The 15,831-nt window shown below is 48.0% G+C and carries 8 protein-coding genes; 4 read left to right on the forward strand and 4 right to left on the reverse strand.

The annotated features are described in order from the left end of the window. Nucleotides 1-127: 127 nt before the first annotated feature. Genes zorD through zorA1 form a run of 4 tightly spaced genes read right to left on the reverse strand, consistent with a single transcriptional unit; the run spans nt 128 to nt 7,992 of the window. Complete coding sequence (gene zorD / locus JK231_RS04250) at nt 128-3,370, reverse strand: type I Zorya anti-phage system protein ZorD (RefSeq protein ID WP_211728066.1); 3,243 nt, start codon at nt 3,368-3,370, stop codon at nt 128-130. Then, entirely contained in the window at nt 3,370-5,052 is a 1,683-nt protein-coding gene (gene zorC / locus JK231_RS04255; protein WP_211728067.1) for a type I Zorya anti-phage system protein ZorC, read from the reverse strand. The genes zorD and zorC overlap by 1 nt, the downstream gene beginning before the upstream one ends. Continuing rightward, entirely contained in the window at nt 5,049-5,789 is a 741-nt protein-coding gene (gene zorB1, locus JK231_RS04260; protein WP_211728068.1) for a type I Zorya anti-phage system protein ZorB1, read from the reverse strand. Before zorB1 ends, zorC begins: the two co-directional genes overlap by 4 nt. Nucleotides 5,790-5,802: 13 nt before the next feature. Beyond that, nucleotides 5,803-7,992 (reverse strand): type I Zorya anti-phage system protein ZorA1, encoded by a 2,190-nt coding sequence (gene zorA1 / locus JK231_RS04265; protein WP_211728069.1) that lies wholly within the window; start codon nt 7,990-7,992, stop codon nt 5,803-5,805. Nucleotides 7,993-8,323: 331 nt separating this feature from the next. Here zorA1 and JK231_RS04270 point away from each other — a divergent pair, with 331 nt between their 5' ends. From JK231_RS04270 to JK231_RS04285, 4 genes are read left to right on the forward strand one after another with little or no spacing between them, the layout of a single operon-like run. Next, nucleotides 8,324-10,033 carry a type I restriction-modification system subunit M gene (locus tag JK231_RS04270; RefSeq protein ID WP_211728070.1) on the forward strand — a complete coding sequence of 570 codons (1,710 nt, stop codon included), beginning with the start codon at nt 8,324-8,326 and terminating at the stop codon, nt 10,031-10,033. Next, nucleotides 10,023-11,441, forward strand: a complete 1,419-nt coding sequence (locus tag JK231_RS04275; RefSeq protein ID WP_249221614.1) for a restriction endonuclease subunit S — start codon at nt 10,023-10,025, stop codon at nt 11,439-11,441. The genes JK231_RS04270 and JK231_RS04275 overlap by 11 nt, the downstream gene beginning before the upstream one ends. Next, a complete protein-coding gene (locus JK231_RS04280; RefSeq protein ID WP_211728071.1) occupies nt 11,434-12,621 on the forward strand; it encodes a DUF4268 domain-containing protein in 1,188 nt (395 codons plus the stop codon). The genes JK231_RS04275 and JK231_RS04280 overlap by 8 nt, the downstream gene beginning before the upstream one ends. Then, entirely contained in the window at nt 12,621-15,752 is a 3,132-nt protein-coding gene (locus tag JK231_RS04285; RefSeq protein ID WP_211728072.1) for a type I restriction endonuclease subunit R, read from the forward strand. Before JK231_RS04280 ends, JK231_RS04285 begins: the two co-directional genes overlap by 1 nt. The last annotated feature ends 79 nt before the right edge of the window (nt 15,753-15,831 follow it).

Genomic DNA, 15,831 nt, shown 5'->3' on the forward strand with positions numbered 1-15,831 from the left:
AATATGGTGAGAGTCAATTCAGAAGACCAAATTATCATCTTAACAAATTTCATTTCCGCAATGTGTCTATCCTGATTTTTAGATTTAAGATGAGCGAGATGAAATTTAACAACCATACTTTAAAAGCTCACACGCCCTTTAAAATTTCCCCAAAATCTGTAGTACTCAAATCAGGTGTAGAGCAAAGCATATCTCTAGCTAACGAACGTCGACGTTGAAGAAGATCATCAAGCGTTTCTTCAAAGGTTGTAATTTCACCGTCCCTCACGGTCGGATAATAGACGTACACATCTTTTGTTTGCCCTATTCGATACGCCCTATCTGTAGCCTGGTCTTCTTTGGCTGGATTCCAGCAGCGCGTAAAATGAATAACATGATTTGCCTTCTGGACATTAACACCAAATCCGACTGCAACAGTTGAGAGAATAATCACCCCAAATCCTGGCTGTGCCTGAAAATCATCAATCAGACGTTGGCGGCTGTTTTGACTATGATTTTTGGTGCTGGTATCACCATTTATTATTACAGGGCGGAAACCAAATTTTTGATTTATGGCGTGTTGAAGTTCGCGCTGCAAGTCACGAAGTTCAGTAAAAATAATCACCTTATCTTTACTAGTATGTTTAATTTCTTCTAGTTTCTTGATCATCCAGTTCAATTTTGGTGATTCCCCCTTGGAACGGAGATCTGGAACCACCACAGCAGGATGCGCACAAATGAGTTTCAGCTTGTGTAATAATCCCAACATACCTGTTCCGGCCTGCTGCATGCCTTCGCTTAGTGCTTGTTGTTGCTGCCAACTTGCAATAGATGAAAGGTACAACTGTTTTTGGGCGCTTGAGAGAGGCAGATGTTTACACTCTGCCACTTCAATTTTTTTTGGTAAATCACGCGCAACTTCTTCTTTGGTTCGACGCAAAGTTTGGGGTTCGATAAGAGCTCGCAGGTTATCAAGACGAGCAGTATCGCGGCCTAATTCATTCTCAATTGGGCGAACATAATGCTTACCGAACTCATTGAGTGCTCCTAGCAATCCTGGTTGAGCGAAATCGAATAAGCTCCACAAATCTACAAGTGTGTTCTCTACCGGTGTACCGGTGCATGCAACTTTAAATCTGGCTTGTATAGCGTTGGCAGCATGTGTGATTAACGCTGCTGGGTTTTTTATTTTTTGCGCTTCATCGCAAACCATAATGGACCAAGGTTGCCGCGCTAGAGAAAATTCTTGATCTCGTAGCGTTTCGTATGTTGTGAGAATGATTTTTGCTTCACCTTGCCAGCCCGGTTTAAGCAGGTTTTTAATGCCCTGAGACTGCAGATGTGCAGGGATGGCTTGTTTGGGATATTTCACCGCTTTAATAGTCTCACCATACAATTTCAATACCGGTAATCCTGTGGTATGGAAGAAGTTATCCAGCTCACGTTCCCAGTTATCCAGAAGAGAAACAGGGGCAACGATGAGGCTGGGTGGCTCATCTGGGAATTTTTCGATGAACCATACCAGGAAACTCAGGATTTGCAGCGTTTTCCCCAGCCCCATATCATCCGCCAGTAAGCAACCTGCCGTTTCCTGTGGTGAAAGAAGGAAGAGCTGCTGGAGCCACGCAACACCTTCCCGCTGATGATCTTTGAGCCGGATATGTTCTTTCAGACTAAGGGGAATTTCAGGCTCGGCATGACGAGCATTGAGGAGCGAATTCCGGCGCTGTTTGATGTAGGCCGCTTTTTCAATATTCTGTTCAATTTTAAGGACGGCCCGAGCCGCTTTAGCATCAACATTGCCCTGCGATTCATTTGCCGTGTTTTGCTGTTTTTCCCAGTTCTTACAGAAGGTTTTAGCCGTATCCAGTGGTAATTCAGCGTCATTCCAGGGGGAGATGATATGTGATTCACCAGCCGCTTCTGCCTGAGTGATTCTTTCCTGCAGTTCATCGAGATGGTGCAGGTTTTCAGGCTGCCAGCCATCCAGTGTTTCGACCGAAAATGCAGAGAAATCGATGTCATCGGGGAGCCAATTTTCACTTTGCGCTTTGGTCAGCCAGGGAGATGATATTTTTTCGAACTCGCCAATACCGATAACACGATCGCCATATTTACCGATATCAAGGACATCATCGAATTCTTTACCTTCGATTTCCTGCTGCCAGCGAGATAATAGTGACTGGCAATCATGCCATTGCTGTTCGGTGAATTGGCTCAGTTCCAGCTCGTAACCCTGCCAGGAGCCTGCAGGCATTTGTGCCGCAACACTGATTCCCAATGCCTGAATAAATTTATCCAGCTCCCAAGGGGCGGTAATGAGGAAGGTGACTTCCGGTTGTGGTACTGGCGAGACGGGCTCCAGAACCAACGTAATATCCTCTATCTTGTTCTCATCATTTAGACGGGGCTGGAGCCTAAAGTGATGGAAGAAAATATGGGCATCAAATAGTGCCTGTTCATGCTCTTCAGGGGCAATCACGCTAGCGGCATCTTCACCCAGGAATGTGTAGGGGTTGCGAACAAATGACAGAGCTTCGCTTCCGGCTACTCGGCGGCCTGGAATGGAATGAATTGAATTGAGAACCTCTTTCACCTCGGGAGGAATGATGACATGGCTGAGCTCGCCATTTTCTCCGGGGATGCGATAGCTATCATGAACCTGAGCGTTTTTGTCAAAACTGCCAAGCCAGTTGGCAGGCTGATCATCGAAGTGAGGCTCAATCTCTATCACGGCAGTATCAGCAATCGTTGCTTTTCGCAGGCGTAACGATAATGAGGTCGGTTTGATGACGTGTGTTTTTTCTAAATAATCATCAAATTTTGCAGCGGCTTGTTTCGCACATTTACGGACAGCAGCCCATCCCAACTGGTTAGTCGTTTCGCTGGGAGATTGTGATTGCTGTGCACTGAGTTGCTCAACCGACTGCTTGAGTGCCCAGTTTTCTCGCGATAATAAATGCTGCTGGTTTTCATGGTTAAAAATAGCACCAGTGCGGTTTAAACGTATGAGGTGACGGACCGGGAGCGTGGCCCATTCAGCAATCCAGACGCGAAAATCACTGTCGCTTAATGCCCCTCGCGAACTTAAACTTGCGCGTAATGGCAAAACCTTAGGGACGCCAATCAGAGGCAGGCTACTGGCATGCTCTTCATCTTCCAGCAGGCGGTACAACGCGTCCCAGCTCAGCAACCATCGGTCTGTGAGTGATATCAGATAGTCTTCTTCAACCAATTGCTCAAGCCAGGATGCCAGAGCCCAAAGCTCCGGCACATCAACCAACGATTGTGGAAAACTAAGGCCGCTGTCTTCGACTTGGTACTTATTCTTCAGATGACGTTCTATCTGCTGACGGTTTCCCGTCAGTTTACTTAACAGACGTTTGAGCATTATTTGATCCAGTAGCGATGTGGTTCTTTAGTGACGGGGGCGAAACCGAGTCGGAGCAACTCTCTTTCCGTTGTGTCATGCGGTGACTTGAGCTGAACAGACAGCACACCACCTTTTTGCCGGTTATCGCTGACGACGCAAGAGGTGTTTTCAACCAGACGCTGTATGGCTGTATCTCTCAATGGGTTGATGATCATAACATCAGATACCGAGACGGGAGAGGGAGCTTTCTTGTCTACAAACTTGATGGGTTCTTCAGCCATCCAACGGATACCCAGCTTGCGCAGCTCATCGTCGTATTTCAACATCCAGCCGGTAATACGGACCTTGTTATAGCCCTCAGCCCGAGGGGTATGCGGCAGTCGAAGAACATTACGGTATTTATCTTTTAAATGGATATTAATATCTAATGAACTTGTCTCTGGATTGAACGGCGCCTGACCTACTCGATAAGCGTACATTGCGTTCCCTGTCCCGGAAAACTCCACGAAAATGTAATCGTTAATCTGCATGATCATGGCGTTATCAAAGCTACGTCCACCACGCAAATGACTCAGCCGTCCACGATTCTCCTCGCGGAATTTCATAAAGTCGCTACCACGATCGTGCCAGGCATCTGGCCCCATCACGATACGAGTGAATCCCATCTGATTGGCGAAACGCAGCCAGTAGTGCAACCTTGCCTGGTCAACATCGCCATTGCCGCGAAGCAGTTCGAAGAAGTGCATCAGGTCTTGTTTTGCTAGCCAGCCCCGCACCATGGCTGCAACGGGTTCAGAAACATATTGATGCCACTTATTCTGCTGGCTTTTTAGCTGCGGGTTATCCCAGTATTCCAGTGCGGCCTGTTTCAGTGCTGTATGAGCCTGATCGCGATAAGTGGAATGGTAATAGCGCGTCAGCGTTGCCGTCATAATGTCGTCGCGAAAACGTAGCCACTGCGCAGCCAGACCTAACAACCAACTAATTTTCTCCAGGAATTGTTGATCGTCAAGCGTATCGAGTTGTGCCAACAACACCGTGAAAATACGCTTCCATAACCAGCTGCTATCGGGGATTTGCGCGATTTTTTCCAGTGATGATAGAGAGTTATTCTCACCGGAAAGTAGCTGTTGGGATATCATGCCGCCCGCTTGCGGTGTAAAAATATCGTGATAAAACTCAATGGTTTTCATCCACGACTTTTCTCTGCGGATAGCGGCTTTCACCACAGAGTAGCCCTGGGCGATGTGCCTACGTAGTACGCACCAATGTGGATTTGCCTCAGGAGATTCATGCTGATATGCAAAGTAACTTGAACAAAGCGCTGCCCAATCCTTTCGTTTCAATTCCTTAGATTCAAGCCGCTTCTTAATAGCGTTGTCTACCTCAGGAAAAAATACGTCATCCTCAAGCAAGATTGGTCGGTCTGGATATAACGGATCGTTATCGGCAAGACCATAAAATACCATCCGCCATTCTCGCTCCGTGAGTTCTTTTGCAAGACGAAGGCGACGTAGAGCCTCCAACCGCATTTCTTGTGGTGGTGAGGGGATTTTTTCTGCTTTATCAAACCGTTTTTCCATATCGAAGGCAGCGGAAGCCAACGTTTGGAAATCATTATGCAGATAATTTTCTTCCCTTTGATTGGAAAAGAGTCTCGCAGCAATGCGCTGAGAAAGAGAATCCAGGGCTGGCGTCATTGAGGCATTACCAACTGACAGACTTCTTTATTGACGACAGGGGTAAAATCCACCTCATCGGCTTTATCACGCTTATCTTTTAGCCCGAAAAACTGCATACGTAACTCGACGCGTCGGCTAGCTTCTTTACTTTCCTTAGCATTATTGAAGGAGACGCCACCCGCCAGGAAGAGTTTACGTATTTGGATCTGTTGTTCTGCAGTAATACTTTTTTGCAGCGAACTGCGGCTATCGAGCAAACTACACATTACCCATTCAGATCTTTGTAGAGAGAGATGTAGGTTATACAGATATGAGCCGTCAGTATCGGTAAACCCTTCAATGACAATTTGCTTAAACCACTTCTTACCTTCTTCACTGTCGGCAGCATCAAGCACCAGCGGAACAACATCCTGCAGTGCTTTTTGCCCTTCAGCATTCAGGAAAAAACGGTTGTGATCGAAACGCCCGGCTTCACCAAAACTGATTCGGTTATCATGGCAATCCACCACAATGCTTTTGTTAACATCACGGGCATGTAGCTCGAGGCGCTCACAGAGTCTGGATATATCCTGCCCTCTTGTTTTTTCACCTTGCTCGGCGCGTTGAATCCGCTGTGTAACTGAGCTTAACGAAGCGACCATGACGACCAGAAACAGGACCATCATGGCCGTCATTAGGTCGGCATATGAGATCCAGAACGGTTTCTCTGCTTCATCGCCGCGGCGTTTCTTAATGCCAAATGCATTTTCAAACATCAGCCGTTATTCCTTAGGCTCTAACGCGTGAAAGGACATCATCCAGCTCACTCACACTTTCACCGATTTGTTCTACAGAACTGGCGAGCAGATTTGAGGCTTTCGCCAATTCGACATCAAGTTTGCCCAGCGTTTTATCCAGACTGCGAGAAACCCCGTCTGAGAAGTCCTCAAATCCTTTTCCAAGCACGCTACTGACATTTTCCATGAACGTCTGTGCTTCACGGTTATAACTCTGCAGGCGCTCGCCATGCTGTTTAAGATCGGCAATAAATTGACTACGTGTTGTTTGTTCTGACTGAGTATTTGTGGCCAGAAGCTCCAGCATGGCAATGGATTTGCCGACAGCCTCTCGATTGTTACGATAATCAGCCACTATGGATGAGAGTTCGCTGGTGGCAAGGGAGAGGGATGAACCTGCGGATTGTGCTTTATTAAGCACATCAGCGGTAAGGTGATTGGCTTCCGAGACCCGATCTCCTGCATGTTCAAAACGTTCAGCTGCCTGGCGCATTTTGTCAGCGCCGTTTTGCATGTCCTGAATCTGTCGATTGTTTTGTTCTGCAAGCTGGCGAAGTGTTTCAGTTGTCCCTAGATGTTGGCTAGCAACAGTTTCAATCAGCTGTTTAATCTGATCGTCAACCTCACTCATTACACGCTGTGTCTGCTCATGAAGAGACTGCTGGTTCGCCTGCTGAGTTGCTGAAATTTGCTGCTGGCCCTTATCGAACAGCCCAAAAAGGCTACCCAACTGTTCACCAAGCGTCTCAACCGAGGTTGCCATCTTTTCCATTGTGGCACTTTGCCCTTGTTGTAAAGAGTTTTGAATGGCTTCTATAAAGGCGGCCATATGCTCTGCTTGTGCCTTTTCTCGCGCTTCGCTATCAGCGAACATTTTCTCCAGTTGTTGGGCCATACGCTCACCGGCCCCTTCACCTTCAGCGCCAATTCTGGCTACAGAGGCCTGCAGGCTGGTGAGCATATCATTCATGCCAGACTGCATAGCTTGCTGACCTGTCTTCATCTCTGATAACAATTGCTCAATAAGTTGGGCGCTACCCTGACGGGAATCATCACTCACCTGGCGCATGTCTTGTAATAAAGTGGCAAAACCAGTTTGCATAGTCTGAATGGCGCCAACGGTTTGCCCCATCATTTCGTTGAGATTAGTAAACTGTTGACCAAATGTTGTATCAAGCTTAGCCATAAACGCTGTCAGAACATCCTGTAGCATGTTCTGCACCATACCGCTTTGATCGCCACTTGCGGTCTGCACGGCACCAGCAATTTTATCTAGCGGTGACTTTAGACTGTTTTCAATTGCACTGCTTACATGCTCAGCAAACTGTTGCCCGGATTCGCGATAGGTGGTGCTAAGTGTGGCTGCCAGGCGTTCGTTTTCCACTTTTTGACTTTCGGCCAGATGCAGCAACATATCGCGTAAGTCGGTAACCAGACTCTCTTTTAGATGGCGTGCTTGGGTCGCACTTTCATTACTGGATTTCACTAACGAGGCGAGATACTCCTCGCCCACGCCACTGTCGTAGAGAGAATCCAGGGCGGCCGTGAATTTTTCCAGATATTTGTAGCATTTAGCGATGGACAGCTTTTCTAGCCAGGTAACCAGAATTGAGGCGAAAATAGCGACAGCTGATCCCAGAAAAGCGTATAGCACATCGTGCAGTAGGTTATTGACGCTGCTGGTGACTTGTTCTGGGGTGCTAGGATCAAAGTGACTGAGGCCGATCATCAGGCCATAGAAGGTGCCGATAATTCCCACGCCAGTCAGAATACCAGGAAGGTGCTTGAAGAATTCCGTGTTCAGTGGAATATCAACCAGTTGTTGTTCCGAGAAAAAGCTAGCGCTTGGGGCTGTAGCACGAACGCGAACGATTTTTTCTTCTCCATTCTCCAGTTCGCGCTGTTGGTGCAAAGACTCCCCGAATTCACTCCAGGCATGTTTTAGTTCAGGCCGATGAAACAGTTTCTGCAGATGCTCAAGCTGAGATTCTGGCTGGTTTTCTTTGATGGAGATGATGGATTGAGTGTGGTTTCTTAAGCCAAATATAATTCTGATAGCTCTGATTAAATAAAAGAAAAAAAAGCAAATGACTGCAAAACTCACCAAACTAATAACAGTGACTGGCACTTTATGGGGTTCCACAGAAGTAAGAACAGCTAAAATAGAATTAAGCCAGGACATTGATTTACCCGTATAAAAATTAATCCATTGTTAAATACACCAAAGACAACTTTCTGAATCAAATAAAAAATAAGCTGCAATGGTTGTCATTGTGTCTCTACGTTGTCCCTGTGTGACACAAAACGTTCAAGGGAGGAACGATACAAAGCAGAGCAACGAGTAAAGCGGTTGTCCAGTTTCCTCCTTTTTACCCGTTAAATGCAAACTTCTTTATGCTCCAATGTTTGTAATCATTGACGTACCGGGTATCATTTTGCGAAATGCATCCCAAAACCGAATCTGCGATCAGACATGGCTGCTTTTTCGCCGCGATCTACCCCCGAGGATTTTGATGAACAACGCTGAACAACAGTTTCTTAATGAGCTGGATAACAAATTCTGGAAAGCCGCTGACAAACTGCGCGCCAACATGGATGCCGCTAACTACAAGCATGTTGTGCTAGGGCTCATCTTCCTGAAGTACGTTTCTGATGCCTTTGATGCCCGTCAGCAGGAGCTAATCACTCTGTTTCGTGACGTCGGCAATCCTGACAACATTTATGCCATGTCTCGCGATGACTATGATTCAGACGAAGAATACGCCCAGGCAATTCAGGAAGAGCTTGAGGTCGAAGACTTTTACACCGAGAAGAATGTTTTCTGGGTTCCTAAAGCCGCACGTTGGGAAACACTGAAAAACAAAGCCATGCTGCCGACCGGCACAGTGCTGTGGGTGGATGAAGCCACCGGACAGGACGTAAAACTGCGTTCTGTTTCCTGGCTGGTAGATAACGCACTGGATGAAATTGAAAAAACCAACGCAAAACTGAAAGGTATTCTGAACCGCATCAGCCAGTACCAACTGAGTAACGAGGTGCTGACCGAGCTGATTAACACCTTCTCGGACGCTAACTTCAGCAATCCAGAATACAACGGTAAGAAACTTAGCTTAAAGAGCAAAGATATTCTTGGTCACGTCTACGAATATTTCCTTGGTCAGTTTGCCCTGGCGGAAGGCAAGCAGGGTGGTCAGTACTATACACCTAAAAGTATCGTGACCCTGATTGTCGAAATGCTGCAGCCCTACAACGGGCGCGTGTATGACCCGGCAATGGGTTCTGGCGGGTTCTTCGTCTCCAGCGACCGCTTTATTGAAGAACACGCAGGTGAGAAGAAATACAACGCAGCTGAGCAGAAGCGCAATATCTCTGTCTATGGTCAAGAGTCAAACCCAACCACCTGGAAGCTGGCGGCGATGAATATGGCCATTCGCGGCATTGACTTTAATTTCGGTGGCAAAAACGCTGATACCCTGCTGGACGATCAGCATCCAGATCTACGTGCCGATTTCGTAATGGCTAACCCGCCATTCAACATGAAGGAGTGGTGGAGCGCGAAACTGGAAAACGACGTGCGCTGGAAATACGGCACGCCACCGCAGGGCAACGCCAACTTTGCGTGGATGCAGCATATGATCCACCACCTTGCGCCGAAAGGCTCGATGGCACTGCTGCTGGCCAACGGCTCAATGAGTTCCAATACCAACAACGAAGGTGAAATCCGTCGTAACCTGATCGAAGCCGACCTGGTAGAATGTATGGTGGCGCTGCCAGGACAGCTGTTTACCAACACCCAAATCCCGGCCTGTATTTGGTTCCTGACCAAAGACAAAACAAGCGGCAACGATAAAGCGCATCGCAAAGGCGAAGTGCTGTTTATTGATGCTCGCCAGATTGGTTTTATGAGAGACCGCGTACTGCGTGATTTTACCCGCGAGGACATTGCCACAATTGCTAATACCTTCCACGCCTGGCAGGCGGATAAAGATTACGCAGATGAAGCTGGTTTTTGCTTCTCTGCAACGCTTGAAGATATTCAGAAAAATGACTTTGTTTTAACCCCAGGGCGCTATGTGGGTGCTGCTGAGCAGGAAGCAGATGATGAGCCGTTTACCGATAAACTGTTACGACTGACCGCACAGCTGAAAAACCAACTGGAAGAGAGCGAAAAACTGGAAGTGCAAATTAAAGTAAATCTGGGGGGGCTGGGTTATGAGTTCTGAGTGGCCTGTTGTACAGATAGATAACATTAAAGCTGATGTGAAAAATGCGATAACTATTGGCCCCTTTGGTTCAAGAATGAAAAGTGATTGTTATGTCGAATCTGGTATTCCAGTCATACGAGGAACGAACCTCGGCCCAACATCTAATTTTATAAATGACTTTGTATACATTACAGAAGATAAAGCCGACGAATTGGCTTCATGTAATGTTTATAAAAATGACATCGTATTTCCTCACAGGGGCTCTATAGGTGAAGTTGGAATTGTAGAAAATGATCAACGATACGTTCTTTCCAGTAGCTTGATGAAGTTAACATGCGATCCTCATAAGGCATGCCCCAGATTTATATACTATTTTTTTAAAAGTAATGTTGGTCGTCATGAGTTGCTCAAAAATGCATCTCAAGTTGGTACGCCAGGCATCGGACAGCCATTGTCATCTCTAAAATCTATTGAATTATCTTTACCACCGTTAAAAACACAAGAAAAAATAGCTATTATTCTTGGGGATTTGGATAAGAAAATTGACCTTAATTGGCAAATAAACCAAACCCTCGAGCAAATGGCGCAAGCCCTTTTCAAAAGCTGGTTTGTCGATTTTGAACCTGTAAAAGCAAAAATCACAGTGCTGGAAGCAGGTGGTACTCAGGAAGACGCGACGCTTGCAGCCATGACGGCGATTTCCGGGAAAGATGCTGATGCTCTGGCGGTTTTTGAGCGTGAGCACCCTGAGCAATATGCCGAGTTAAAAGCTACGGCAGAACTGTTTCCGTCTGAGATGCAGGATAGTGAGTTGGGGGAGATTCCTGAGGGATGGCATCATGGGCCATTGAGCAACATTGCTACTTTTGCCAATGGTAAAGTCGATGTTTGTTCTCTGACACCTGAAACGTATATTTCAACTGAGAATATGCTGGAAAATCGCGCTGGTATTTCTACAGCCTCTTCACTGCCCTCAGTAAATAGTGTTCCTGAATTTAGATGTGGGCACGTTCTAATTTCCAATATTCGTCCTTATTTTAAGAAAATTTGGTTGGCTCGTTTCAACGGGGGACGTTCAGCGGATGTGCTAGCTTTTGAAGCGCTAGACGCAGTCACTGTAGAATATGTTTATAACCTCCTTTATCAAGAGGCTTTCTTTAATTTCATGATGCTGACCTCTAAAGGTGTCAAAATGCCTCGTGGTGATAAAAAAGCGATAATGGGCTGGCAGTGCGTATATCCCGCAAAGAAAATTTCAAACGCTTTCTCAAAAGCAGTTGGTGAATATTATTCATTCATTGAAATTAACAATGCGCAGAATAAAACGTTAACCCAACTCCGCGACACCCTCCTCCCCAAACTGCTCTCCGGCGAAATCACCCTGCCGGAAGCCGAGCAGGCGGTAAGCGAGGCGGAAAATGTATAAAGTCGATACGCCGACCAATAGCCTGCACTCTCTGCAGGAGGTGTCTTTCAGCAGCCTCGGTTATACCGAGCGCTATCACCTGCAGGAGTGGCTGGCGAAGAACCCGCAGGCATTGACCCGCGATAACGACGACGAACTGCTGATTATCCAGAAAGAGTTCGCTGGGTTTGATGACACCAAAGAGCGCCTCGACCTGCTGGCGATCGATAAGCAGCGCAATCTGGTGATCATTGAAAACAAGCTCGATGACTCCGGGCGCGATGTGGTGTGGCAGGCACTTAAATATGCCGGTTACTGCGCCAACCTGCGCAAAGATCAGATCCTTGACATCTTCCAGCTCTATCTCGACAAATACGAACCGGAAGAAACCCGCCCAGCAGCGGAAGTGATGGCGGAGTTTCTGGAGTGCGAAAGCCTGGATGAAGTGCAAATCAATCAGAGTCGCACGCAGCGAGTGATGATGGTGGCGGCCAGCTTCCGCAAAGAAGTGACCAACACCGCGCTGTGGCTGATGCAGTTTGGCCTGCGGGTGCAGTGCTTTAAGGTTAAGCCCTACAAATTCAACGACGATGTGTTTGTTGATATTCGCCAGGTGATCCCCACACCTGAAGCCGAATCCTTCATGATTGGCATGGCACAGAAAGAAGCGGAAGAGCAGTCCACCAGCGGCGAACTGAAAACCCGGCATTATCTGCGCAAGGCCTTCTGGACCAAAGCGCTGGAACGCCTCAAAGCCAGCCAGTGTACGTTGTACAACAATATTAGCCCCTCGACCGACCACTGGCTCAGTGCCGGGTCTGGTATTAGCGCGGTATCGTATAACCTGATTTTCAGCAAAAAAGAGATCCGTGTTGAGCTGTGGATTGCCAAATCTTCGGCTGAGAGCAATACCTTTGCGTTTAACTGGCTCTATGAACACAAAGCGCTAATAGAGAAGTCGTTTGGTCATGGAATGAAGTGGGAACCGTTGCCGGGCAAAAAATCGTGCCGTATCTCTTTTGCCACGCCTGCTACCAGCCTCGATGAGAGCAACTGGCCAGCGATGATAGACTGGCTGCTGGTTAACCTGACGGCGTTTGAGAAAGCGCTCGAGCCTTTTATCGCCCCACTGAATATGGCGCTTAAAGATATTTCTAACGCGCCGGAAGAAACGGAAGAACCTGAGACAGAGGAAGCCTGATGCTGAGCGAAGACGATTTAGAGCAGCAATGCCTGAAATGGTTTGCTGAACAGGACTGGGAAGTGCTGCACGGGCCCGATATCGCGCCAGATGGCGACAATCCGCTGCGTGCCTCATTTCATGATGTGTTTTTGCGCCCAGTGATGCTGGAGCAGCTACAAAGTATCAACCCCCATCTCCCTGCTTCCGTGCTGGAAGAGGTGATACTAAGTATTACCCGTCCCGAAAGCCCGGATCTGGTCGTTAGCAATAAGGCCTTTCATCACCTGCTACTCGACGGTGTGCCCGTAGAGTACAAACGCGAAGATAAGACGGTTCACGATAAAGCGCTGCTGATGGATTTTAACCATCCTGGTAATAACCGCTTTATGGTCGTGAACCAGGTGGCTATTCAGGGGATAAAACAGATCCGTCGCCCGGATATTATCGGCTATATCAACGGCCTGCCGGTGGCGGTGATTGAGCTGAAAAGCCCGATTGATGCCAATGCCGATATCTGGGCTGCGTTTAACCAGTTGCAGACCTATAAAAACGAACTCAGCGACCTATTTATCTGCAACGAAGCGCTGGTGGTGAGCGACGGGCAGAATGCGCGTATCGGCTCGCTGACCGCTGATGAAGAGCGCTTCCTGCCGTGGAAAACCGTGGCTAACGAAGACGACAAGCCGCAGTTTGACTGGCAGCTTAAAACCGTGGTGCAGGGCTTCTTTAACCGGGAACTGCTGCTCGATTACATTCGTTTCTTTGTGTTGTTCGAAAATGACGGTAAACGGCTGATCAAGAAAATTGCTGCTTATCATCAGTTCCACGCGGTGCGTGAGGCGGTTGCGGCAACGATTGTGGCCTCTACCGGCAAACATCTGCCATTACGGAGTAACATCCAGCCCGGCAGTAAAAAAGCGGGCGTGGTGTGGCATACTCAAGGTTCCGGTAAAAGTATCTCCATGTGCTGTTACGCCGGGAAACTGCTGCAACAGGCAGAGATGAACAACCCGACCATCGTGGTAGTGACTGACCGTAACGATCTCGACGGGCAGCTCTACGCCACCTTCTGCCAAGCGCAAGATTTACTGAAACAAACGCCGTTACAGGCCAACGACCGCGACGAGTTGCGCGAGCTGCTCAATGCCCGTGAATCCGGCGGTATTATTTTTACTACCGTGCAGAAATTTGCGCCGTTGGACAATGAGCAGAGCCATCCTGCACTTAACGCACGCAGCAACATCGTGGTGATTTCCGATGAAGCGCACCGCAGCCAATATGGTTTGAGCGCCACGCTGGACAGACAAACTGGCGTCTATAAATATGGTTATGCCAAACACATGCGCGATGCGCTGCCGAACGCCTCTTTTATGGGCTTTACCGGTACGCCAATTGCGTCTGAAGATAAAGATACCCGTGCCGTGTTCGGTGATTACGTCTCTATTTACGACATTCAGGATGCGGTTGATGACGGCGCCACGGTGCCTATCTACTACGAATCCCGACTGGCAAAACTAGACCTGAATCATGAGGAGCTGGAAACGCTCTCCGGTCAGGTGGATGAGCTGGTGGAAGATGAAGAGACCGGCCAGCAAGAGAAAACCAAAGGTGACTGGAGCCGTCTGGAAAAGCTGGTGGGTTCTGAGCCGCGTATTGAGCAAGTTGCCGCTGACTTGGTTCAGCACTTTGAAACTCGTAACGCAGCCATGAATGGCAAGGCGATGATTGTCGCCATGAGCCGCGATATCTGCGTGAAGTTCTACAAGGCAATCGTGGCAATTCGCCCGGAGTGGCATAGTGAAGATGTCGAACAAGGGGCAATCAAAGTCATCATGACCGGCTCGGCATCGGATAAAGACCCTCTCCAGCCGCACATCTACAACAAACAGACCAAAAAACGTCTTGAAGCCCGCTTTAAAGATTTGAACGATCCGCTGAAGCTGGTAATCGTCCGCGATATGTGGCTGACCGGGTTTGATGCGCCGTGCTGTCACACCATGTATATCGACAAGCCGATGCGCGGCCATAACCTGATGCAGGCCATCGCGCGGGTTAACCGCGTGTTCCGGGATAAGCCCGGCGGGCTGGTGGTGGATTATATTGGTATTGCGAACGAGCTGAAGCAGGCGCTGAAAACCTATACCGACTCAAAAGGAAAAGGGCAGACCACGGTTGATGCCCGGGAAGCCTTTGCCGTCCTGTTGGAAAAAATCGACATCATCCACGGGATGTTTGCACCCTCGGCAGGAAAACCAGGCTTTAGCTACGTGGGCTTTTCTCGCGATCCGTTGGTGTTCTTGCGCGATGCGGTGAACTACATTCTGGGTCTGGATGACGGTAAAAAACGTTATCTCGATGTTTCATTGGCGATGAGTAAAGCTTGGTCATTGTGTAATACCTTGGATGAGGCGAAACCCTTACAGGAAGAATTCGCATTCCTCTCGGCAGTCAGAGTGGGGCTTATCAAGCTTGATCCCAAGGAAAAATTTAGCCAGTCGGAAAAAAATTCTCTGCTGAGTAAGATCCTTGATAACGCGGTTATTGCTACTGGGGTTGAGGATGTCTTCGCGCTGGCCGGGCTGGATAAACCCAATATCGGCCTGCTGTCGGATGAGTTCCTGGAAGAAGTGCGGGAAATGCCACAGCGCAATCTGGCGGTAGAACTGCTGGAAAAACTGCTGAATGACGGCATTCATGCCCGTTCTGGTAATAACGTGGTGCAGCAGAAGAAATACTCTGACCGCCTGAAAGCGGTTCTGCTCAAATACAATAACCGTGCGATTCAGACCGCACAGGTGATTGAAGAATTGATCCAGATGGCTAAAGAGTTTCAAGAGGCGATGGCGCGTGATGAAGCTTTGGGGCTGAACCCGGATGAAATCGCGTTCTATGATGCGCTGTCAGAAAACGAAAGTGCTGTGCGTGAGCTTGGTGATGATATCCTTAAGAAACTGGCTATCGAGGTGACGCTTAAATTGCGTAAATCTACAACCGTAGATTGGCAGGTACGCGAAAGTGTGCGTGCACGATTGCGTATTTTGGTGCGCCAGACGTTGCGTAAATACAAGTATCCACCTGATAAAACACCTTATGCTGTCGAACTGATACTCAAACAGGCGGAAGTTGTTTCGAATAGCTGGACGGTTTAAATTCGTTATATCTTAACTGGCTGTGGTGGATACGCAATTTTTCTCTGGCATGAATTTTCTGCAGACCATTACGACAAGT

It is taken from the genome of Pantoea sp. JGM49, assembly GCF_018257655.1.
Taxonomy (GTDB): Bacteria; Pseudomonadota; Gammaproteobacteria; order Enterobacterales; family Enterobacteriaceae; genus Pantoea; species Pantoea communis.

What these genes read in the sequence shown, in the direction of transcription:
- JK231_RS04275 (WP_249221614.1), top strand. Translation starts at nt 10,023, where the DNA reads ATGAGTTCTGAGTGGCCTGTTGTACAGATAGATAACATTAAAGCTGAT.
- JK231_RS04280 (WP_211728071.1), top strand. Translation starts at nt 11,434, where the DNA reads ATGTATAAAGTCGATACGCCGACCAATAGCCTGCACTCTCTGCAGGAG.
- zorA1 (WP_211728069.1), bottom strand. Translation starts at nt 7,992, where the DNA reads ATGTCCTGGCTTAATTCTATTTTAGCTGTTCTTACTTCTGTGGAACCC.
- zorC (WP_211728067.1), bottom strand. Translation starts at nt 5,052, where the DNA reads ATGACGCCAGCCCTGGATTCTCTTTCTCAGCGCATTGCTGCGAGACTC.
- JK231_RS04285 (WP_211728072.1), top strand. Translation starts at nt 12,621, where the DNA reads ATGCTGAGCGAAGACGATTTAGAGCAGCAATGCCTGAAATGGTTTGCT.
- zorD (WP_211728066.1), bottom strand. Translation starts at nt 3,370, where the DNA reads ATGCTCAAACGTCTGTTAAGTAAACTGACGGGAAACCGTCAGCAGATA.
- JK231_RS04270 (WP_211728070.1), top strand. Translation starts at nt 8,324, where the DNA reads ATGAACAACGCTGAACAACAGTTTCTTAATGAGCTGGATAACAAATTC.
- zorB1 (WP_211728068.1), bottom strand. Translation starts at nt 5,789, where the DNA reads ATGTTTGAAAATGCATTTGGCATTAAGAAACGCCGCGGCGATGAAGCA.